This is a genomic window from Pseudomonas sp. IT-P171 (assembly GCF_949767765.1).
GTDB lineage: Bacteria > Pseudomonadota > Gammaproteobacteria > Pseudomonadales > Pseudomonadaceae > Aquipseudomonas > Aquipseudomonas fluorescens_B.
Genome location: NZ_CATKQN010000007.1, coordinates 1 through 19,999 on the forward strand (window position 1 = coordinate 1; position 19,999 = coordinate 19,999).

The following is a 19,999-nucleotide window of genomic DNA, read 5'->3' on the forward strand; positions in this document are numbered from 1 at the left end:
GCCGTCCCCTATGCCGATGCCTGGGATTTGATGCTGCCAGGGATCGTCCGGTACAGAGTGTTCGCCCATGAAACCAACAGTCCCGCGAAGCTGTCTCTTTCTTTAATCGGATCAATCGCTTATTTGCAGCTAGTCTTTAGCTAGATGCGAACGACAGTCGGGGATGCCCGGCATAAGGAAGTGAATGAACAAGCTCATTGTCGCACTAGCCGTACTGACATTGGCGGGGTGCACCACTAATGCCAAGACCCACGCCGCACGCGGGGTCAGTGGTATCGAGGTCGATTGTTCGGGGCTAGGGTCGGGGTGGGAGAAGTGTCACAAACGCGCTGCCAAGGAGTGCAAGGGCGCTGGTTACAAGGTGGTCACTCGATCCGATGACGCCAAAGACGAAGATGAGTTTCCCTTTGGTTTCAATCCTGCAGGTTATCTGACGCGCACCATGCTGGTTATCTGCAGATGAGCAGGTCGGGCTTGATCGGCCTTCTGTGCTGAAATAGGTCATCCCCTTGACAGTGAAGATATGTCAAAACTCGGGCTGTTCAAATTCCTTCGGGCATGCTAAAACCTTTGAAGCGATTTTCCTAGCTGCTTGAAAAAGAAGGGAAAAATATGACGAAGTCGGAGTTGATCGAACGAATTGTCACCCATCAAGGGCTGCTCTCATCAAAGGATGTGGAGCTGGCCATCAAGACTATGCTTGAACAAATGTCCCAATGCCTGGCCACCGGCGATCGCATCGAGATCAGGGGTTTTGGCAGCTTCTCCCTGCATTACCGCGCACCGCGCGTAGGCCGCAATCCGAAAACCGGTCAGTCCGTCAGCCTTGACGGCAAATTCGTTCCCCATTTCAAGCCGGGGAAAGAGTTGCGGGATCGGGTGAATGAGGATGAAGAGGAGGTCCTTTGACTGTCGTCGCTCCTCAAGGAGTCGCTCATGCGTAATTTAAAACGAGTGCTTCTTGGTATCTTCATACTGTTGCTGGTACTGGCGATCCTGGCCTTCGTGCTCGAAAACCAGCAGTCAGTTTCCCTGTTGTTTCTCGGCTGGGCCGGGCCGCAAATGCCAGTCGCTCTCGTGATGGTCATCACATTGCTGATCGGTATGGTGATCGGGCCGCTGCTAAGCTGGTTTGTGGCGCGAACGTTCGGAGCTTCGCGCAAGCGGCTTGTCTGAATATAGTGGGTGCGTGACGGTCGCTGAATTAGCGCCACGGATGTCTATATCCATTAGTAAAACATTCATTAAGCTGTAAAATGCGGCCGTTATTCGATTGCGGCGCGTTCACATATCGAAATCGGATTGGGTCTGACAGATTTTTGCATTCATGGATTAGACAGTGCTCGATTCCCAGCCCTGTCAGCAGCTCAAGGGTGTGATATCGAGTGAAAATTCTAATTACCGGTGGTGCAGGGTTTATTGGTTCGGCAGTTATTCGTCATATCATCTCCCGCACTGCTGACTCTGTTGTTAATGTCGATAAGCTACTTATGCCGGTGACCTTGAATAATTGGCCGAGGTTAGCCAAAACCCGCGCTATGTTTTCGAACATTTCGATATATGCCATCGCGGTCATATCGACCGCATCCTGCATGAGCATCAACCTGATGCCATCATGCACCAGGCAGCAGAGTCCCACGTAGATCGCTCGAGCTACGGCCCCTCTGGGTTCATCCAGACCAACATCGTTGGCACCTATACCTTGTTGGAGGCTGCGCGCCGCTACTGGGTGGCACTGGATGATGCGCGTAAGGCCAGATTCCGTTTTCACCATATTTCGACCGATGAGGTGTATGGCGATCTTGATGGTCCGGAAGATTTATTTACCGAAACAACGCCTTAAGGAAAGCCAGTTCCGATCATCTTGTTCGAGCATGGGCTCGTACTTACGGTCTGCCAACGCTGGTTACCAACCGCTCTAACAACTACGGCCCATGCCATTTCCCTGAGAGGCTGATCCCGTTGATCATTCTCAATGCATTGGAAGGCAAGCCGTTGCCGGTCTATGGCAAAGGTAATCAGGTTCCCGATTGGCTCTATGTCGGAGATCACGCTCGTGCACTGTACAAAGTCGTAACCGAAGGCGTTGTTGGTGAGACATACATACAATATCGGCGGCTATAACGAAAAGCAGAACATTGAGGTGGTGCAAACGCTATGCGCGTTGCTAGATGAGCTGCGCCCAGACTCGGTTTATCGCCCGCATGCCAGCCGGATTACCTATGTTCAGGATCGACCAGGTCATGATCTTCGCTATGCGATCGATGCAAGCAAAATCCAGCTTGAGCTAGGTTGGGCGCCGGAAGAGACCTTTGAGTCCGGCATTCGTAAGATAGTTGAGTGGTACCTTAATAACGCTGAATGGGTGGCACATGTGAAGAGCGGCAGCTACCAGCAGTGGATCGACCTGTAGTGGTCTAATGAAATCTATGGTCACCCCCATTTTTGCAATGTTGATTAACGGGTGAAGTGGTTGGCTTGCTTAAATCTATCCGGCGTCTGTATGAGGCATGCCCCGCGCCATGATGAGAGTCGCGCCTGGCAATCCTGAAAACCGGAGTGGCTTTTTAAAGCCGTTCATAAGTCAGGTTCTTCGCCAGGCCGGTGTGCCGTTCACGTCATCCATTTTTCAGCTATCGCAAACCTGAGGGTGCCTCGTGGTACTGCAACAACAGCAGGGTCAGGCTGCCGTGGCGTCTGACCCTGCTTCAAACATTGTATGGTGAGCAGATATTGCCCAGGCAATTCGCGCCGGTTTATTGGCTAGAGCGCACGCCATGACATTGGAGTGTCGTCGCTGAAGCAATGAGCGCACCCAATCAGCCAGTGCCCCTACCTGGTTCTTCGGCTAGTCGCCGAGTGCGGCACGGATCTGAGTCGATGGCGGACTTGCCACCCTTCCTGGCTCACCCTTGCGCCCGGCTGTCGCATCAGTGGCGGCAAGGTACTTTCGGCCCATACCCGCAAGACCAAAAAACGAGTGACCGCCCATCTGCGCTTAGCCGCTGTGACCGTCGGCAGAACGAACACGGCATTGGGTGCGTTTTATCGGCGTCTTGTGGCTCGAATCGGCAAAGCCAAGGCCGTCACAGCTACCGCGCGAAAGATCGCGATCCTGTTCTACAACGCCATGCGTTTCGGCATGAATTATCAAGCCCCGGGAGCTGATCACTACGAGCAAAAATATCGCGAGCGAGTCGTCAAGGGCCTACACCGACGCGCAGCTGAGTTTGGTTTTACGCTGCAACCCGTGGAGAGTGTTTCTTAGGAAGGCTACCGCGCTCTTGATGTCGGAAGAGCACGAGCGCACGCGCTGATTGATCAACTGAGCGCCCAAGAGCCGGTCGATTGGCTTTGCACAGTCTTTGACATTACTCGCTCGTGTTACTACTCCAACCGCCTCAGGCGCCTAACTCCGGACGTTGAGCGGCTTCGGTTGCGCAGTCGGGTCAACGAACTGTTTACGCAAAGTCGAAGCGCCGCCGGCAACTGCAGCATCGTGTCGATGATGCAGGAAGACGGTGAGCAAATCTGGCGTTTCAAGGTGCGTGGCCTGATGCGGGAACTGGAGTTGGTTAGCAAACAACCTGGATCACATGCCTACAAACAAGCGACGGTTGAGCGGCCTGACATTCCGAACATCTTGAATCGAGAGTTTGATGTGCCGGCGCCGAATCAAGTCTGGTGTGGCGACATTACCTACATTTGGGCTCAAGGGAAATGGCATTACCTAGCTGTCGTTCTGGATCTATGTGCGCGTCGAATCGTGGGTTGGGCGCTGTCGGAAAAGCCAGGCGCTGAACTGGTGATAAAGGCGCTGGATATGGCCTACGAACAGCGTGGCAGGCCTTCGGGTCTGCTATTCCACTCGGGCCAAAGATCGCAATATGCAAGCCGACTCTTTCTCCAGCGGTTGTGGCGATACCGCATGCGCCAGAGCATGAGCCGTCGAGGAAACTGCTGGGATTCGCACCGATGGAGCGCGTATTCCGCAGCTTGAAAACAGAATGGATACCGACCGTGGCTATCGAAATGCGCAGGAAGCACAGCGCGATACCAGTCATTTTTTGATGCATCGCTACAACTGGATTCGGCCTCATCAATTCGACGATGGGTTTGCGCCAGCACGAGCCGACGAAAAACTGAGCGTCGTGTCCGGGATTAGTTGGCCACTACAAAATGCCCTGAATGCTGAAATTCTTGGGCGCGGTTTTGCCTGGCTGGACACCGGCACTCATGACTCTCTTCTTGAGGCCAGTCATTTCGTGCATACCATTGAGAAGCGCCAAGGTCTGAAGGTGGCTTGAACAGCGGATGGATATCGGCAGCGGAGTTGTCGGCTTAAGCTGCACGGCTCGGTAAGACAGGCTATGGCCAGTACCCGAAGAAGCTTGGGGATGTGTCCGGTCGCTGATATTTGATCGATATTATTGTTTGATGTTATTTTGATAGCCTCTGACTGAACCACTATTTTGGTTTCAAGCGATTTTTTGTCTACGGTCTTCCGCATGAGTTATTAATTCCCGGCGCTAGCTGTAGAATGGCCTGCAGAAATTTCTGATTCAGCTCAGCATTGAATGCCCTGATCCTGTGATTTTCATTACCTTTTCTGGTAGGCATCCGTATGTCGATATCACCTCCGAAAATGGGGGGGGCGCTGTAATATTCGAGTCGGTGGCAGGTCAGTCACCGAGCTGTCTGGCTCGAAATTAATGGGGTTGGATCAAGGCCGAGCTCCGCTTGGGCTGTTGCGTGAGCAAAAAATTTGCATCGATGACGATGCATGAACAACCGGAAATATAACTGAGCCCACTTTCTGGAGGCATTTACCAGAAAGGGGATTAAGGATTTAGAGCATGGAACTGATTCCCGTAATTTTGTCTGGCGGAGTGGGTAGCCGGTTGTGGCCCGTTTCTCGAGAGGCCCATCCAAAGCCGTTCATGGAGCTGCCAGATGGGCAGAATCTAATCCAGAAAACCTTTCTGCGTGCTGCGCGCCTGGAAGGCGTTGTGGAAATTCTTACGGTGACTAACCGTGAACTCCTGTTCAAGACTGAAGACGAGTACGGCGCAGTCAATACAGCGAAACATGCTCAAGGTTTTATCCTCGAACCATTCGGTCGTAATACGGCTGCTGCGGTGGCTGCGGCTGCACTTCAGTTGGAGGCCACTCATGGCTCAGACGCCCAGATGCTGGTGTTGGCTGCAGACCATCTGATTCAAGACGAACAAGCATTTTCCACTGCCGTCGCCAAAGCCATGGCCCTTGCTGCCGAAGGCTGGTTGGTCACCTTCGGTATCCAGCCGACGTACCCTGAAACCGGCTTTGGTTACATCGAAGCGCAAAAAGACGCTCCTTTGAAGGGGGGGTTGAAAGTAGCGCGCTTCGTCGAGAAGCCTAATCTTGAGACTGCTCAGGATTACGTCAGTGCAGGCAACTATTACTGGAACTCCGGTATGTTCTGCTTTCGGGTGGGTACGGTTCTCGAAGAGCTTCGTCAGCATGCGCCGGACGTTGTGGCAGCGGTCAGCAAGACGATTGAAACCTCCCGTCTTTCCACTTCCGCCAAGTATCGCTGCCTGGCGCTAGACTCTGATGCATTCGCCGAAGTCCCGGACATTTCTATCGACTATGCGTTGATGGAGCGTTCTTCCAAAGTCGCAACCGTTCCCTGTGATATCGGCTGGAGTGACATCGGTTCCTGGAACGCCGTCAGTGAGCTGACCGAGCCTGACGAGAACGGTAACCGCTTCGAAGGCGAGGTGCTGTCCCATGCCTCTCGCAACAACTACGTAAACAGCGAAGGTCGACTCACCGCTCTGGTAGGTGTTGAGGACTTGCTTGTGATCGACACCCCGGACGCGGTGATGATTGCCCACAAAGACCATGCCCAAGATGTCAAACATATCGTCAATCAGCTCAAGGCCAGCAGCCACACCGTTCATTTGCTCCATCGCACGGTACATCGCCCTTGGGGTACCTACACAACGCTGGAAAATGGTGAGCGCTTCAAGATCAAGCGCATTGTAGTGAAGCCAAAGGCATCTCTTTCGCTGCAGATGCATCACCATCGAAGCGAGCACTGGATCGTCGTTAGCGGTATGGCTGTGGTCGTCAACGATCAGCAAGAATTGATGTTGAATACCAACGAGTCCACCTTTATTCGCGCCGGCCATCAGCACCGTTTGATGAACCCGGGTGTTATCGACCTGGTGCTGATCGAAGTACAGAGCGGTGACTATCTGGGCGAAGACGACATCGTGCGTTTTGAAGACAACTACGGTCGCGTCGACAAGTAAGACAGTCAACCCAATGCGAGCCCCGCGTCTTGCGGTGGCAGCGCGCCAGTGGCATCAGGCTCTGGCGGTCCATTCTTACCGTTGCCGCCTAAGGGCGGCATTGGACATTTCAGCTAGTGAGTAGAATGTATCCTCCTATCGTGACGCAATGCTTCAAAGCATATGACATTCGTGGTCAGGTCCCCGCTCAACTCAATGAAGATATCGCCTACCGCATAGGTCGCTCGCTCGTGGTCGAATTGCAGGGAAATACCTTCGTAGTCGGCCAGGACATGAGGCTCGAAAGCCCGCCTCTAGCGGCAGCGCTGATACGTGGCATTACTGAGGCAGGAGCCGATGTCATCGATATCGGGCTGTGTGGCACCGAGGAAGTCTACTTCGCGACCAGTCACTACAAGGTCGATGGCGGTGTGATGATCACCGCCAGCCACAATCCCAAGGGTTACAACGGCATGAAACTCGTCAAGGCCGAGTCTCGCCCTATCAGCGGTGACACGGGCCTCGACGCAATCCGCCAGCGTGTCGATCATGGTGACCTAGGTACCGTCGCCGCAGAACAAGGAAAGGTTCGTCAAGCGTTCGACAAGACTCCCTACATCGACCATTTGCTCACTTACGTCGACGTGAGCGCCTTGAAACCCCTCAAGATCCTCGCTGATCCGGGCAACGGCGCTGCCGGCCCCGTGCTTCAAGCACTGGCGGCGCGGCTGCCGCTGCAGTGGGTATTCATCAACGAAGAGCCCGATGGCCACTTTCCCAATGGCGTGCCCAATCCGCTGCTGCCCGAGAACCGCGAACTGACTCGTCAGGCGCTGCTGGCCAATCAGTGCGACATGGGCCTGGCCTGGGACGGTGACTTCGATCGATGCTTCTTCTTCGACGCCGATGGTCGGTTCATCGAAGGCTATTACCTCGTCGGTCTGTTGGCCGAGATGCTGCTGAAACAACACCCTGGCAGCAAGATCATCCACGACCCGCGGTTGACTTGGAACACTATCGAGCAGGTGGAGCAGGCGGGTGGTATCGCCGTTCAGAGCAAAACCGGACATGCGTTCATCAAGGAACGCATGCGCGAGGAAGATGCGGTGTATGGCGGGGAGATGAGCGCTCACCACTACTTCCGCGATTTTGCGTATTGCGACAGCGGGATGATTCCGTGGTTGTTGGTGGCTGCATTGGTTTCGAGCACTGGAAAACCGCTGTCCGAGCAAGTCGATGAGCGTATTGCAGCGTTCCCCTGCACTGGTGAAATCAACTACAAAGTGGCCGATGTCGCCAAAACGATTGAGCATGTCTTGGCTCATTATCGTTCTCAGTCACCCGCTCTGGATATGACCGACGGTATTAGCGTTGCTTTTGATGAGTGGCGATTCAACTTGCGCGGTTCCAACACCGAACCTTTGTTGCGACTGAACGTGGAAACTAAGGGTGATAGCGAATTGATGTGGGCGCATCTGAAGGAAATTGAAACGCTGATAGGTGCTGTTCAATGATCAGTCCGGCATTGAAGGCCCTGTGGAACTATCGAGGCTTTATCCTGGGTAGTGTGAAGCGAGAGTTTCAATCTAAATACACCAACTCGATGTTGGGGGTTGGCTGGACGGTCATTCAACCGTTGACAATGATCTTTGTGTATACGGTGATTTTTTCTCAGCTCATGCGTGCAAAACTACCTGGGGTGGAAGGTACCTTTGGCTACAGCATCTATTTGTGTGTAGGTGTCATTGCCTGGGGGTACTTTGCCGAGATCGTCGGTAGAGCCCAAAGCATTTTTATTGATAATGCTAACCTGATTAAGAAGTTAAGCTTTCCGCGTCTGTGTCTACCGGTAACGCTGGTGCTGAATGCTTCAGTCAATTTCGGAATAATTTTCTCGTTGTTCATCACCTTTTTGTTGGTCACCGGAAATTTTCCGGGTTGGATTTTCTTTGCGATCATTCCTGTTCTGCTGATTCAGGTGTTATTTGCCATTGGGTTGGGGGTTACGCTCGGTGTGTTGAACGTTTTTTTTCGGGATGTCGGCCAGCTCGTTGGCGTTGTGCTGCAGTTCTGGTTCTGGTTTACGCCAATCGTGTATCCACTCAATATTTTGCCAGCCTGGTTACAGTCGCTGATGAAGCTCAATCCGATGGCAACATTGATTGGCTCCTATCAGGGCGTCATGGTGCACGGGCTAATGCCTGATTGGATTGCACTCCTTCCTATTGCGTTGCTCAGCCTGTTCATATGTTTCCTGGGTCTTCGTTTATTTAAAAAGCATTCGGGCGAATTGGTGGATGAACTCTGATGGGGACCATTAACGTAACGGGCCTGGGCAAGGCTTATAAACAGTATCCAAGTCGTGCCTCCCGGTTGGCCGAGTGGGTGATTCCGTGGAGCAAACCACGCCATAAGTTGAAGTGGGTCCTCGAAGACCTGAACTTCCAGGTGCGGCCAGGCGAAGCGGTCGGGATTATTGGCGTCAACGGTGCGGGCAAAAGTACCCTGCTGAAGATGATCACCGGTACCACTCAGCCCACCGTTGGCAGTGTAGAAATAAGTGGCCGGGTAGCCGCACTGCTGGAATTGGGAATGGGATTTCATCCCGACTTCACCGGTCGCCAGAATGCCATCATGGCTGGACAGTTGCTGGGCTTGAGCGTGAGTGAGGTCACCGAGTTGATGCCGGAGATCGAGACGTTTGCCGAGATTGGCGACTATATCGATCAACCAGTCCGACTCTATTCCAGCGGTATGCAGATGCGACTGGCGTTTAGTGTCGCGACGGCCCGGCGGCCAGATGTCTTAATCGTAGACGAGGCATTGTCGGTGGGCGATGCCTATTTCCAGCACAAGAGTTTTGAAAGGATTCGTGAGTTCCGTAAGGGCGGGACGACGTTGCTTATCGTTTCTCATGATAAGGCTGCGATACAGTCGATTTGTGATCGCGCTATTCTGCTCAAGAGCGGCAGGCTGGCGATGGAAGGCAAACCCGAGGAGGTGATGGATTACTATAATGCAGTCTTGGCCGAGCGGGAAAATCAAACGATACGTCAGTCGATTGCTGAAGAAGGTCGAGTTCAAACGGTCTCAGGTTCCGGCGAAGCTTCCATAGTGGATGTCAGTGTACTCAACGATCTGGGCGAGTCCTTGAAAGTCGTAGAGGTGGGAGCGTCGGTTACGCTACGTGTCCGAGCAAAAATAAACAAGGCTATTGATAAGCTGGTCCTTGGTTTTATGATCAAAGATCATTTGGGGCAGCCGGTTTTCGGAACCAATACACACCATATGCGACAGACCTTAAGTGATTTGCGCGGGGGGGATTGCGTTGATTTTAAATTTGCCTTTAGGGCGAATTTAGGACCGGGTAGCTACTCGGTCGCAGTCGCATTGACGGGGTCTGAGAATCATCTATCTGAAAATTACGAGTGGCGTGATCTTGCGTTGGTGTTCGAGATGTTGAACGTTAATCATGATGTGTTCACTGGCAGTATGTGGTTGAACCCAGTCGTCACCATTGAAAAAGAACTGGCTGAATGATAGTTATCAAAATAATCAACAAACTGCTCTCGCCTTTTGATATAGCTGTTACGCGCCGGTCAAGTCTTTTTCGATTGACGAATGAGGCTAGTCGCCCGTCGCCGGAAGCCGTACCGAGTACAAGTATTCAAAACGCCATCGCTGATCGAGTTTCCATGCTTCAGCAAGAAGCTGTACGAGGCCGAATCGCTAGCCAATGGCGGGTAATTGATCATGTTGAAAGCTTGCTGCCGTCACCTTCGTCTGTAACATGCGAACTGTGTGGCGTTTCTCATCCGGCTTCGGCGTACAAGGTAATGGAGTCGCACTGCATGTTTGGAGGGGGGAGATTGATTCGCCATCAATGCCCTGACTGTGATGCTGTTTTTGGCCCGTCAAAGATGTTAGGGCTCAGCATCGCAGAACTCTCGCAGGATTACGCAGTTCATTACAGTGTTTATCAGGAAGGTGACTCAACTGAGCTCGAAATTCGCACTTTCCATGCACTCAATCCTACGAGAGAAGGGATTTACCTCAATTTTGGTGCGGGTGGATGGTCGAAGTCTGTACAGATTTTGCGTGAGCAAGGCTGGAATGTCTTGGCGTATGAACCCCATCATTCCGGGGCCGCGGCGCATGAGACTTATGTTATTTCCAGCGAAGGTGACCTGAACGCTATTAAGTTCGACGGCATTTTTTCCAATAACGTATTAGAGCATTTTCGGCACCCATTGGACGAAATGCGTTCAATGTCTCGACTCCTCAAGCCGGGAGGCAAGATGTCGCACACCACTCCCTGCTTTGAATATTTGTACGAATTTACCCGGTTTCATTTGTTTTTCTATCTCGGACGTTCCCGTCAAGTGTTAGCTGAGAAGGCCGGTTTGCTAATTGATTCCTATACGGAAGAAGGCGAATTTATTAATTATATATACTCGGTAAAGCACTGATGACTTTTGTATCGTACGCACAGAATTTCGAAGATGTAATGCTCTGGAGGGCGCTGAGTCACGTCTCCAGAGGCTTCTACATTGATATCGGCGCGCAGGACCCGGTGCACGACTCTGTCAGTCTCGCATTCTATGAGCATCAATGGCGTGGTGTGCATATCGAGCCAACCGAACAGTACTCCTCAAAGCTGAGACTGGCCCGCCCCGATGAAGTGATTGAGCAAGTCGCTATCGGGGCGGGCGCGGAATCGCTCGAGTTTTATGAGTTTTCAGACACGGGTCTTTCGACCTCTGATGACGCCATTGCCAAATTGCACCTCGATTCCGGCTATCAGGCCATACGGCGGGTCGTGCCGGTAATGTCGCTGGATACTTTGTTGGAGAAGTATCGCGACCACGCCGTCAATTGGATGAAAATTGATGTTGAAGGACTTGAGAAGAATGTAATAGAGAGTTGGGTCGAGTCACCGATCCGTCCTTGGATTCTGGTTATCGAAAGTACTTTGCCGCTCAGCCAGGAGCAAAGTCACGATGACTGGGAGAGCTTGATTCTGGCGAAAGGGTATCGCTTTGCTTACTTTGACGGCCTGAACCGATTCTATGTTCATGAAGCTCATGGGGAGTTGCTCAAGGCGTTCAATCGCCCGCCCAACGTATTTGACGGATTCGTTTTAGGAGGCAAGGCTTCGCATTCGTTTTATCAGCTTGTTCAAAGTCGGGTTATTCAGGCTGAAACATTGCGGGCTTCTGAGGAGGCAATGCGCAAGTCAGTAGAGGCTGAACTCGCCTCGGTATATGCGAGCACCTCTTGGCGTCTGACACAGCCGCTGCGTTGGCTGATGTTTCAAATTCGACTAGCGCGGCAGCTCGGTGTCAAGACTCGTTTGAAAACCGCCGTGAAAAAAGTACTGGCTGTTTCATTCCTCAAGGTTTCCCTGTTTCTTTCGGCACGGCCGGTTTTGCGTTCAAAGTGCGTGGGGCTTCTTAAAGCCATCGGTGTCTATGAGAGCGCACGAAAGGCTTTCAATTATATTTCCAAAAGTGCGATTGCCAAACGAGCTAAAGCACCACTCAGTGAACAGCACCTCACCGGCCGTGGGCGGGACTTGTATCGCCTGCTGAAGAAGTCGGCCGGGCAACGCAGTGAGGGGCAATGATGCGTATTGTTATCGATCTTCAAGGTGCTCAATCGACGGGCTCACGCAATCGTGGCATCGGTCGATATGCGTTGTCGTTGGCTGAGGGCATCGCGCGTAATCGTGGTGAACATGAAGTCGTGCTGGCCTTGAGTGGTGCTTTTCCTGAGGCTGTAGACAGTATTCGAGAGGTTTTTCAGGATCTCATCCCTCAGGAAAATATCGTCGTCTGGCATACACCTGAAGCGGTGAGCCATATCAATGCGGGGAATGCCTGGCGCCGTCACGCGGCAGAACGGGTTCGCGAGTCTTTTCTTGCATCCTTGAGCCCGGATGTCATTTTGGTCAGTAGTCTTTTCGAGGGCTTTGAAGACAACTCGGTTACCAGCGTGGGCTGCTTTGCCAGTAAGCTTCCAACGGCCGTCGTGTTGTATGACCTGATTCCCTATATCAATCGCGACACCTACCTCAAGAACCCGCTGATCGAGAAGTGGTACGACAATAAAGTAAGTTATCTCCGTTCGGCGGATCTTCTGCTGTCGATTTCTGAGTCTTCCCGTCAGGAAGCTATCCAATACCTGAATGTAGATGCTCGCAATGCAGTCAATATCTCGACGGCAGCAGACGCGCACTTCAAGGTCAGATCCTACAGTGACGTGCAAAAGGCTGACGTGCTTGCCCGGTTCGGGCTGAATCGCGCCTTTGTCATGTACACCGGCGGTATTGACCATCGGAAAAACATCGAAGGACTGATTCGTTCCTATGCACAATTGCCAGCCAGTACGCTGGGGCAGCATCAACTGGCAGTCGTCTGTTCGGTAAGGCCTGAAGATCGTGCGCGTTTGGAAGCGCTGGCCAGAGAGCATGGCCTTAACCGTGACCAATTCGTTATGACCGGGTTTGTTTCGGAAGACGACCTCGTGGCCCTGTACAACCTGTGCCAGGCATTTATTTTCCCTTCCTGGCACGAGGGCTTCGGGCTTCCCGCATTAGAAGCGATGTCCTGTGGTCGCGCGGTGGTGGCAGCAAATACGTCGAGCTTGCCTGAAGTGGTCAATAACGCTCAGGCGATGTTTGATCCGCGGGATGACGCATCGATTACCGAAAAGCTGCGTGAAGTCCTGATGGATGATTCGTTTCGGGTTCAGTTGGAGCAGCACGGGCTGCAACAGGCTAAACAGTTCTCTTGGGATAAAACCGCGCAGCGAGCGATAGCAGCGCTGGAAACTTTCCACGAGCGACGTTTGAACGAAGCATCAGTGGAGAAGTCTCGAAAGGGACTGCCACGTTTAGCCTATGTTTCACCATTGCCGCCTGAACGGAGCGGGATCAGCGATTACAGCGCCGAGCTGTTGCCTGAGTTGTTGAAGCATTTCGAAATCGATGTGGTCGTGACGCAAAGTGATGTCGAACCCGCCTGGATAAAGGAAAAGTGCCCGATTCGAACGGTGGAGTGGTTCGTAGAAAACGCTGCCTCTTATGATCATGTGCTCTACCATTTCGGCAATTCGACTTTCCACGAACACATGTTTGAGTTGGTTGGGTCAATTCCCGGTGTTGTGGTGCTGCACGACTTTTTCCTTTCCGGCATTCTCGCGCACATGGAATTAAATACCAGTGCGCGAGGGATCTGGACCGATGCACTGTATGAGAGTCACGGTTACGCTGCCGTGATCGATCGTTTCCACTCGAAGGAGTTGGTGGATGCGATATGGAAATATCCAGCTAACCTGCCTGTCCTGAAGTCCGCACAGGGCGTGATTATCCACTCGGAAAACTCACGTAAAATCGCACAGCATTGGTATGGTCCTGGAGCAGGGAGCGAGTGGGTCAATATTCCTCTCCTAAGAGTAGCCGCAGGACCCACCATTGATGCACATGGAGAGATTCGCAATAGGTTGGGGCTCGGGGCCGATGACTTTGTGGTGTGCAGTTTCGGCTTGCTGGGTCCCAGCAAGTTGAATCATAGGCTTTTGGACGCGTGGTTAAGGTCGCCTATGGCTAATGATGCCGCCGCCGTTCTGGTTTTTGTCGGGCAAAACGATTCAGGTACTTATGGCGATGAGCTTCAACTGCGTATAGACCAGGCAGGCGCAGCCTCGCGAATCTTTATTACTGGCTGGGCTTCATCCGAGACATTTCGGGATTATCTTGGCGTTGCGGATGTCGGCGTACAGTTGCGGGCACATTCCAGGGGGGAAACCTCCGCAGCCGTTCTCGATTGCATGAACTACGGTCTGGCAACAATCGTCAATGCCAACGGAAGCATGGCGGACCTGGAAGATGACGGCGTCGTCAAACTGCCTGATGAGTTTTCCGATAGCGAACTTATCGCAGCTTTAAGCAAGCTTTGGACTGATGTTCAATGGCGTCAGGCGTTAGGTGCACGAGCTCGGAGTATCGTTCACTCAGACCACGCCCCTGCGCCTTGCGCTGCTCAATATAAAGCCGCGATCGAGTATTTCCACGCTAGTAGCGAAGCCGGTGTTGCTGAGTTGATTCGATCTATCGCTTTACTTGAAGCGACCTCTGGGGCTCCCGTGACAGACGAAGATTTAATGGCTGTCGCCGAAGCGATCGATCGCTCGCTGCCGGCGCCATTTGAGCGACCGCAATTGTTACTCGATATCACGCCTTTCATCGATGGTCAGATGGCTCGCGACGGTGCGAAGTCGTTAATAGCCTCCTGTCTGGCGCGGACGCCGGCAGGCATACGGTTCGAGCCGATCTACGCAAATCGCCAAGATCAGGTGTACTGCTACGCCCGTGAGTTCACCTTGTCGGTTCTTGGGTGTCCGGCTCATGCACTCCAGGATGAGAGGATCACCTACCGAATGGGGGATCGGCTTGTCATGCTGGAAGAAGGATCGGCACATTGTGCGTCAATGCAGGAAGGCTTGGAGGCATTGATTCGCCAAGGCGTCAAACCTCTATCCGTGAACGGTATGGAGGTTGATACCGGTCTGGATCGGATTATTGTCGATTTGCTTGAAGAGGCAGCTTTAAATTAGTTCTAAGGGTTTGCCGAGCTATGCCGAAAGGATGGTGTCGGCGAATTTTGGAGATTTGAAAGGCTGCTGGATGGCATTGAGAAAGGGCAATAGCAAGTTGGCTCGACTCTATGTTGTCGTCATCAACGACAGCAATCTGTATGATCTTCACTACGCTTAATGCTTCGGCATGCATTTGGGGCTCAGGTATGAGTTCCTCGTTTTTGAAAACATTTGTATGGGGTTCAAAGGATTCGAATGAAAGCTATCGTTACCGGCATTACTGGTCAGGACGGCGCCTACCTGGCAGAGCTGTTGCTCGAAAAAGGCTACACCGTGTATGGCACCTATCGCCGTACCAGCTCTGTCAATTTCTGGCGTATTGAGGAACTGGGTATCCACCAGCATCCTAATCTCCATTTGGTTGAGTACGACCTGACTGACCTGTCTGCCAGTATTCGCCTGCTTCAAAACACAGAAGCCACCGAGGTCTACAACCTCGCGGCGCAGAGCTTCGTCGGTGTCTCCTTTGAACAGCCGTTGACCACAGCAGAAATTACCGGTTTGGGCGCAGTCAACCTGCTGGAAGCCATTCGTATCGTTAACCCGAAGGTCCGCTTCTATCAGGCGTCGACCTCCGAAATGTTCGGTAAGGTTCAAGCGATTCCACAGATTGAAAGTACGCCTTTCTACCCGCGCAGCCCTTATGGTGTCGCCAAGCTGTACGCCCACTGGATGACCATCAACTACCGCGAGTCTTACGGTATTTTTGCGACCAGTGGTATTCTGTTCAACCACGAATCGCCACTGCGCGGTCGTGAGTTCGTGACGCGCAAGATCACCGACTCCGTAGCCAAGATCAAACTGGGCCTGCTGGACAAGATGGAATTGGGCAATATGGACGCCAAGCGCGACTGGGGTTTTGCCAAAGAGTACGTTGAAGGTATGTGGCGCATGCTGCAAGCCGAAGAACCAGACACCTTCGTTCTGGCTACCAACCGTACTGAAACAGTTCGTGATTTCGTGTCGATGGCGTTCAAGGCGGTCGGTATCACCATCAAATGGAGTGGTGAAGCGGAAGCAGAGCAGGGTACTGATGTCGAAACCGGTAAAGTACTGGTGACCATCAATCCTAAGTTCTACCGTCCGACTGAAGTCGAATTGCTGATCGGTAATCCGGCTAAAGCCAAGGAAGTACTGGGTTGGGAGCCAAAGACCAATCTGGAAGAGTTGTGCCGCATGATGGTCGAAGCAGATCTTCGTCGTAATGAAAAAGGATTTTCGTTCTGATGAGCATTGCTGGCAAACGTGCGCTGATAACAGGTATTCATGGGTTTACTGGTCGCTACATGGCCGCTGAGCTCGAAGCCCACGGTTACGAGGTCATCGGATTGGGAAGTCAGCCGTCCGAAGAGCCTGGCTACCACCAGATCGATCTGGCCGATGGGCCGGGTCTGCACGCTTTGCTGGCAAACCTTCAGCCGGATTTCGTGGTGCATCTCGCTGCATTGGCGTTTGTCGGACATGGTGCTCCGGAGGCGTTTTATCAGGTTAACCTGATAGGTTCCCGCAACCTGCTCGAAGCTATCGCCAATTGCGGCAAGACACCGAGCTGCGTACTGCTCGCCAGTAGCGCAAATGTGTATGGCAACACCTCGTCCGGATTACTGGACGAGTCCACTGCCCCAGCACCGGCCAATGATTATGCAGTCAGCAAGTTGGCCATGGAGTTCATGGCCAACCTGTGGCGCGAGCGTTTACCTTTGGTGATTGCTCGCCCCTTCAATTACACCGGTGTTGGACAGGCAGACAATTTCCTTCTACCCAAGATCGTTTCTCACTTTCGCCGCAAAGCCGAGAAAATCGAGCTGGGTAACCTTGATGTGTGGAGAGACTTCAGTGACGTCCGCGCACTGGTCAAGGCATATCGAGGATTGCTGGAAGCCAGGCCCGTTGGCCAGACTGTCAATGTAAGCTCCGGAAAGGCCCATTCGTTGCGCGAGGTAATCGCCATGTGTGAGGCGTTGACGCAGCATAAAATCGAAGTCGAGGTCAATCCCGCGTTTGTGCGGGCAAATGAGGTCAAGACGCTGTGCGGCGACAATAGCCGTCTTAAGTCGTTGGTCGCAGGGTGGCAAACGCCTCCACTTGAAGAAACTCTAAGCTGGATGCTGGCGGCCGAATAAATGAAGCTAGTGTTATCCGTAGAGCCGGTCCGTTTTCCACTGACCGGCATAGGTCGTTATACCTATGAATTAGCCTTGAGGCTGCAGAAAAGCCAAGAGATTACTGATCTCCAGTTTTTTGCGGGTCGGCGCTTTTTACCAAATCTACCTACCGCATCCGATGCTTCAGGCAGCGGATATGGGCTGAAGCGCGCCGTTCAAAAGAACTTCTTGGCGGTTGAAGCGTATCGGTTGCTGATGCCGATTCTCCGAGCGAGGGCGTTGAAAAATCACTCGGATTTTCTTTACCACAGCCCCAACTATTATCTTCCTCCCTTCGCTGGAAAGAGTGTTGCTACGTTTCATGATCTCTCACCCTTTACCTGGGCGCATTGTCACGCCCCGCAGTTGGTTCGCTACCTGCAGAAAGAGTTGAGGAAGACGCTTGATCGTGCGGATGCATTGATCACCGACTCTGAATACACCCGTCAGGAATTAGCCGAATACTTTTCATGGCCGATAGAGCGCATCCACACGGTGCCACTGGCCAGCTCCGAAGAGTTTTATCCGCGCGATTACGAGACACTCAAAGAGCCTTTGGCCAAGCATGGTCTTGTGCCCGGGGAGTACAGTCTCTTTGTCGGTACGATCGAACCTCGTAAAAACATCGAAACCTTGCTTGATGCCTATTCCCGGCTTCCTCTCACATTGAGAACCCGTTGGCCGTTGATCCTGACGGGCTACTACGGTTGGCGAAACGATGAAATTCATCAGCGCCTGGAGACTGCGCGACGGGAGGGCTGGGCGCGCTATTTGGGTTTCGTGCCCAGTGAAGACCTGCCATTGTTGTTCTCCGGAGCTCGCTTGTTCGCGTTTCCTTCGCTGTATGAGGGCTTTGGCTTGCCTGTATTGGAAGCCATGAGCTCCGGTGTGCCTGTGGTGTGCTCCAACAGTTCGTCATTGCCCGAGGTCGCTGGCAACGCTGCTTTGATGTGTGAAGCAATGGATGTAGTGAAACTGACTGAGCTGCTGCAGCAGGGGCTTGAGGACGAGGCATGGCGCCTAAAGGCGATCGCCGAGGGCCTAGTGCACTGCTCGGCGTTTTCCTGGCAACGCTGTGCCGATGAAACACTGCAGGTTTACCAAAAGGTTATGGAAAGCTGATGATCAAGGTTCTGCATTTTTTCAAGACCTATTACCCGGAAACAATGGGTGGTATCGAGCAGGTAATCTTCCAGTTGGCCGAAGGTTCGGCGAAGCATGGTATTCATGCTGAGGTACTGTCCCTGAGCCCTCGTGGGTCTGCTCGAAATGAAACGGTAGGACACCATGTCAGTCATCGCTCGAAGTTGGACTTGCAGTTGGCTTCTACCGGGTTCTCACTCTCGGTGATAAAGGACTTCGTGGAACTGGCCAAAGAGGCGGACATTATCCATTTCCACTTCCCTTGGCCGTATATGGACTTGGTTCATTTTGCTACGCGCCTGCGCAAGCCTACGGTAGTAAGTTATCACTCGGATATCGTCAAGCAGAAAACCCTGCTTAAGCTTTACAAGCCATTGATGTACCGCTTCCTCTCCAGTGTCGATTGTATCGTCGCGTCTTCGCCGAACTATGCACAGAGCAGTACGGTGCTGACCGACTTCAAGGATAAGGTCAGCATCGTTCCCTATGGTCTGGACCGAGAGACCTACCCCGTACCTTCAGCTGAAAAGCTTGAAGAGTGGAAACGGCGCGTTGGCGAGAAGTTCTTCCTGTTCGTAGGTGCGCTGCGATACTACAAGGGAATCCATTTTCTGCTTGAGGCAGCAGAGAAGACCGGGCTTCCAGTTGTAATCGTTGGGGGGGGAATGCTTGAAGATGAGCTGAAAGCAAAGGCCCAATCGTCAGGGCTCGATAACGTGCATTTCGTTGGTAAGTTACCGGATATAGACAAGGCAGCCTTGCTGACGCTTTGCTATGCGCTGGTATTTCCTTCTCATTTACGCTCGGAATCGTTTGGGATTTCCTTGCTGGAAGGGGCGATGTATGGGAAACCGATGATTTCGTGTGAGATTGGCTCTGGTACCACGTACATCAACATTGCCGATGAAACAGGACTGGTCGTGCCCCCGGCAGACCCGACGGCGCTGGCAGGCGCAATGACTGCGTTGTGGGAGCAACCAGAGCAGGCTGCCTCTATGGGCAGGCGTGCGGCAGGGCGATATGAGCAAGTGTTCAGGTCTGACTCAATGGCTTCTGCCTACGCTGACATCTATCGCGAGTTGCTCCAGCCAGCGACAACGCAACGTAAGGTTCGTTAAACAGCTGTACCGTGGTACGCCCCGCCATCCATATACCCATCTTCAACGTCCGGCAGGCGCGAGATCAATCTGGCGTGATGCTGGTTGACCAGATTCAAGTATCTCGCAGGTAGCCGTTTGTGTGATTGCGGTGGTGCTGATGATGTGCACACTGTCGATGGCGGCGACGATCTCTCGGCGTTGTATGGGGCGCATACGTTGAATTCGCCAGCGTCGCCCAGCGTATTCAAACCTTTGGTCGTCCAAAACCAGGCGGCCGACAGGGAGGCGGTGCGGTTGCTCCAGCAGTTCCGGCTGGTGGATCAGGTAAATGCCCAACGCTTCGCCGCAGGCCGCGTAATTGGCCCGGCCGGTGATCTGGATCAAGCCGTGCCCGCGGTACTTGAAGCCGTCCCCTGGCACGGTGTTGCCCGGGTCCGCCCGCCCCTCGTATTTCAGCTGCGTAGCGGTCGGCCCCCAGATCTCGCGGGCGTAAACCAACTGACCGGACTCATGGCCGATCTGAGCAACGAACGCAGCAATGCGCTTGGGACCGACAATCTGGTATCGCTGCATGGTGGTGTTGAGTACAGGGGCAAAAAAAACGCCGGCTTTGGCGCCGGCGTTTGGGAGGATCTGCAGTAGTTGTTGCGCGGTGATTGGCACGCGGTTCTCCGGG

General features: G+C 53.0%; 15 protein-coding genes and 5 pseudogenes. 18 read left to right on the forward strand and 2 right to left on the reverse strand.

The window, feature by feature from the left end:
* The first annotated feature begins 184 nt into the window (after positions 1–184).
* The 4 genes and pseudogenes from ACM6I5_RS05755 to rfbB all read left to right on the forward strand — a co-directional run bounded on the left by ACM6I5_RS05755 (position 185) and on the right by rfbB (position 2,413).
* Positions 185–463, forward strand: coding sequence for a hypothetical protein (locus ACM6I5_RS05755; RefSeq protein ID WP_407010774.1), 279 nt, complete (start codon positions 185–187; stop codon positions 461–463).
* A 149-nt stretch (positions 464–612) separates the two neighbouring features.
* A complete protein-coding gene (ihfB, locus tag ACM6I5_RS05760) occupies positions 613–909 on the forward strand; it encodes an integration host factor subunit beta (RefSeq protein WP_033055808.1) in 297 nt (98 codons plus the stop codon).
* Between the two features lie 27 nt (positions 910–936).
* A complete protein-coding gene (locus tag ACM6I5_RS05765; RefSeq protein WP_414883374.1) occupies positions 937–1,176 on the forward strand; it encodes a LapA family protein in 240 nt (79 codons plus the stop codon).
* Between the two features lie 209 nt (positions 1,177–1,385).
* Positions 1,386–2,413: pseudogene (rfbB, locus tag ACM6I5_RS05770) on the forward strand (dTDP-glucose 4,6-dehydratase).
* Between the two features lie 267 nt (positions 2,414–2,680).
* On the opposite strand, the pseudogene ACM6I5_RS05775 reads toward rfbB, so the two are convergent.
* Positions 2,681–2,845, reverse strand: a pseudogene (locus ACM6I5_RS05775) (IS110 family transposase); the annotation flags it as partial.
* 135 nt (positions 2,846–2,980) lie between these two features.
* Between ACM6I5_RS05775 and ACM6I5_RS05780 the strand changes: the two are divergent.
* From ACM6I5_RS05780 to ACM6I5_RS05845, 14 genes and pseudogenes are all read left to right on the forward strand, one after another.
* Positions 2,981–3,268, forward strand: a complete 288-nt coding sequence (locus ACM6I5_RS05780; protein WP_414883375.1) for a hypothetical protein — start codon at positions 2,981–2,983, stop codon at positions 3,266–3,268.
* Positions 3,269–4,166, forward strand: a pseudogene (locus tag ACM6I5_RS05785) (IS3 family transposase); the annotation flags it as partial.
* Between the two features lie 9 nt (positions 4,167–4,175).
* A pseudogene (locus ACM6I5_RS05790) lies at positions 4,176–4,342 on the forward strand (glucose-1-phosphate thymidylyltransferase); the annotation flags it as partial.
* A gap of 514 nt (positions 4,343–4,856) precedes the next feature.
* Complete coding sequence (locus tag ACM6I5_RS05795; protein ID WP_414883376.1) at positions 4,857–6,299, forward strand: mannose-1-phosphate guanylyltransferase/mannose-6-phosphate isomerase; 1,443 nt, start codon at positions 4,857–4,859, stop codon at positions 6,297–6,299.
* Between the two features lie 125 nt (positions 6,300–6,424).
* Positions 6,425–7,792, forward strand: a complete 1,368-nt coding sequence (locus ACM6I5_RS05800; RefSeq protein ID WP_414883377.1) for a phosphomannomutase — start codon at positions 6,425–6,427, stop codon at positions 7,790–7,792.
* A complete protein-coding gene (locus ACM6I5_RS05805; RefSeq protein ID WP_414883378.1) occupies positions 7,789–8,586 on the forward strand; it encodes an ABC transporter permease in 798 nt (265 codons plus the stop codon). Before ACM6I5_RS05800 ends, ACM6I5_RS05805 begins: the two co-directional genes overlap by 4 nt.
* Entirely contained in the window at positions 8,586–9,818 is a 1,233-nt protein-coding gene (locus ACM6I5_RS05810) for an ABC transporter ATP-binding protein (RefSeq protein WP_414883379.1), read from the forward strand. Before ACM6I5_RS05805 ends, ACM6I5_RS05810 begins: the two co-directional genes overlap by 1 nt.
* On the forward strand, positions 9,815–10,747 hold the full coding sequence (locus ACM6I5_RS05815) for a class I SAM-dependent methyltransferase (RefSeq protein WP_414883380.1): 933 nt from the start codon (positions 9,815–9,817) through the stop codon (positions 10,745–10,747). Before ACM6I5_RS05810 ends, ACM6I5_RS05815 begins: the two co-directional genes overlap by 4 nt.
* Entirely contained in the window at positions 10,747–11,904 is a 1,158-nt protein-coding gene (locus tag ACM6I5_RS05820) for an FkbM family methyltransferase (RefSeq protein WP_414883381.1), read from the forward strand. Before ACM6I5_RS05815 ends, ACM6I5_RS05820 begins: the two co-directional genes overlap by 1 nt.
* Positions 11,901–14,894, forward strand: a complete 2,994-nt coding sequence (locus ACM6I5_RS05825; protein WP_414883383.1) for a glycosyltransferase — start codon at positions 11,901–11,903, stop codon at positions 14,892–14,894. The genes ACM6I5_RS05820 and ACM6I5_RS05825 overlap by 4 nt, the downstream gene beginning before the upstream one ends.
* A 237-nt stretch (positions 14,895–15,131) precedes the next feature.
* Positions 15,132–16,163 (forward strand): GDP-mannose 4,6-dehydratase, encoded by a 1,032-nt coding sequence (gmd, locus tag ACM6I5_RS05830; RefSeq protein WP_414883384.1) that lies wholly within the window; start codon positions 15,132–15,134, stop codon positions 16,161–16,163.
* Positions 16,163–17,059 (forward strand): GDP-mannose 4,6-dehydratase, encoded by an 897-nt coding sequence (locus tag ACM6I5_RS05835; RefSeq protein WP_414883385.1) that lies wholly within the window; start codon positions 16,163–16,165, stop codon positions 17,057–17,059. The genes gmd and ACM6I5_RS05835 overlap by 1 nt, the downstream gene beginning before the upstream one ends.
* Positions 17,060–18,202, forward strand: coding sequence for a glycosyltransferase family 4 protein (locus ACM6I5_RS05840; protein WP_414883386.1), 1,143 nt, complete (start codon positions 17,060–17,062; stop codon positions 18,200–18,202).
* The gene (locus ACM6I5_RS05845) at positions 18,202–19,341 is read left to right on the forward strand and encodes a glycosyltransferase family 4 protein (protein ID WP_414883387.1); all 1,140 of its coding nucleotides are present in this window, start codon (positions 18,202–18,204) and stop codon (positions 19,339–19,341) included. Before ACM6I5_RS05840 ends, ACM6I5_RS05845 begins: the two co-directional genes overlap by 1 nt.
* Positions 19,342–19,541: 200 nt before the next feature.
* Here the strand turns inward: ACM6I5_RS05845 and ACM6I5_RS05850 are convergent.
* Positions 19,542–19,986 (reverse strand): annotated as a pseudogene (locus tag ACM6I5_RS05850) (glycoside hydrolase family 19 protein); the annotation flags it as partial.
* Positions 19,987–19,999 lie beyond the last annotated feature (13 nt).

What these genes read in the sequence shown, in the direction of transcription:
- ACM6I5_RS05845 (WP_414883387.1), top strand. Translation starts at nt 18,202, where the DNA reads ATGATCAAGGTTCTGCATTTTTTCAAGACCTATTACCCGGAAACAATG.
- ACM6I5_RS05765 (WP_414883374.1), top strand. Translation starts at nt 937, where the DNA reads ATGCGTAATTTAAAACGAGTGCTTCTTGGTATCTTCATACTGTTGCTG.
- ACM6I5_RS05820 (WP_414883381.1), top strand. Translation starts at nt 10,747, where the DNA reads ATGACTTTTGTATCGTACGCACAGAATTTCGAAGATGTAATGCTCTGG.
- ACM6I5_RS05840 (WP_414883386.1), top strand. Translation starts at nt 17,060, where the DNA reads ATGAAGCTAGTGTTATCCGTAGAGCCGGTCCGTTTTCCACTGACCGGC.
- ACM6I5_RS05825 (WP_414883383.1), top strand. Translation starts at nt 11,901, where the DNA reads ATGATGCGTATTGTTATCGATCTTCAAGGTGCTCAATCGACGGGCTCA.
- ACM6I5_RS05810 (WP_414883379.1), top strand. Translation starts at nt 8,586, where the DNA reads ATGGGGACCATTAACGTAACGGGCCTGGGCAAGGCTTATAAACAGTAT.
- ACM6I5_RS05755 (WP_407010774.1), top strand. Translation starts at nt 185, where the DNA reads ATGAACAAGCTCATTGTCGCACTAGCCGTACTGACATTGGCGGGGTGC.
- ACM6I5_RS05800 (WP_414883377.1), top strand. Translation starts at nt 6,425, where the DNA reads ATGTATCCTCCTATCGTGACGCAATGCTTCAAAGCATATGACATTCGT.
- ACM6I5_RS05815 (WP_414883380.1), top strand. Translation starts at nt 9,815, where the DNA reads ATGATAGTTATCAAAATAATCAACAAACTGCTCTCGCCTTTTGATATA.
- ACM6I5_RS05795 (WP_414883376.1), top strand. Translation starts at nt 4,857, where the DNA reads ATGGAACTGATTCCCGTAATTTTGTCTGGCGGAGTGGGTAGCCGGTTG.
- ACM6I5_RS05805 (WP_414883378.1), top strand. Translation starts at nt 7,789, where the DNA reads ATGATCAGTCCGGCATTGAAGGCCCTGTGGAACTATCGAGGCTTTATC.
- ACM6I5_RS05835 (WP_414883385.1), top strand. Translation starts at nt 16,163, where the DNA reads ATGAGCATTGCTGGCAAACGTGCGCTGATAACAGGTATTCATGGGTTT.
- ihfB (WP_033055808.1), top strand. Translation starts at nt 613, where the DNA reads ATGACGAAGTCGGAGTTGATCGAACGAATTGTCACCCATCAAGGGCTG.
- gmd (WP_414883384.1), top strand. Translation starts at nt 15,132, where the DNA reads ATGAAAGCTATCGTTACCGGCATTACTGGTCAGGACGGCGCCTACCTG.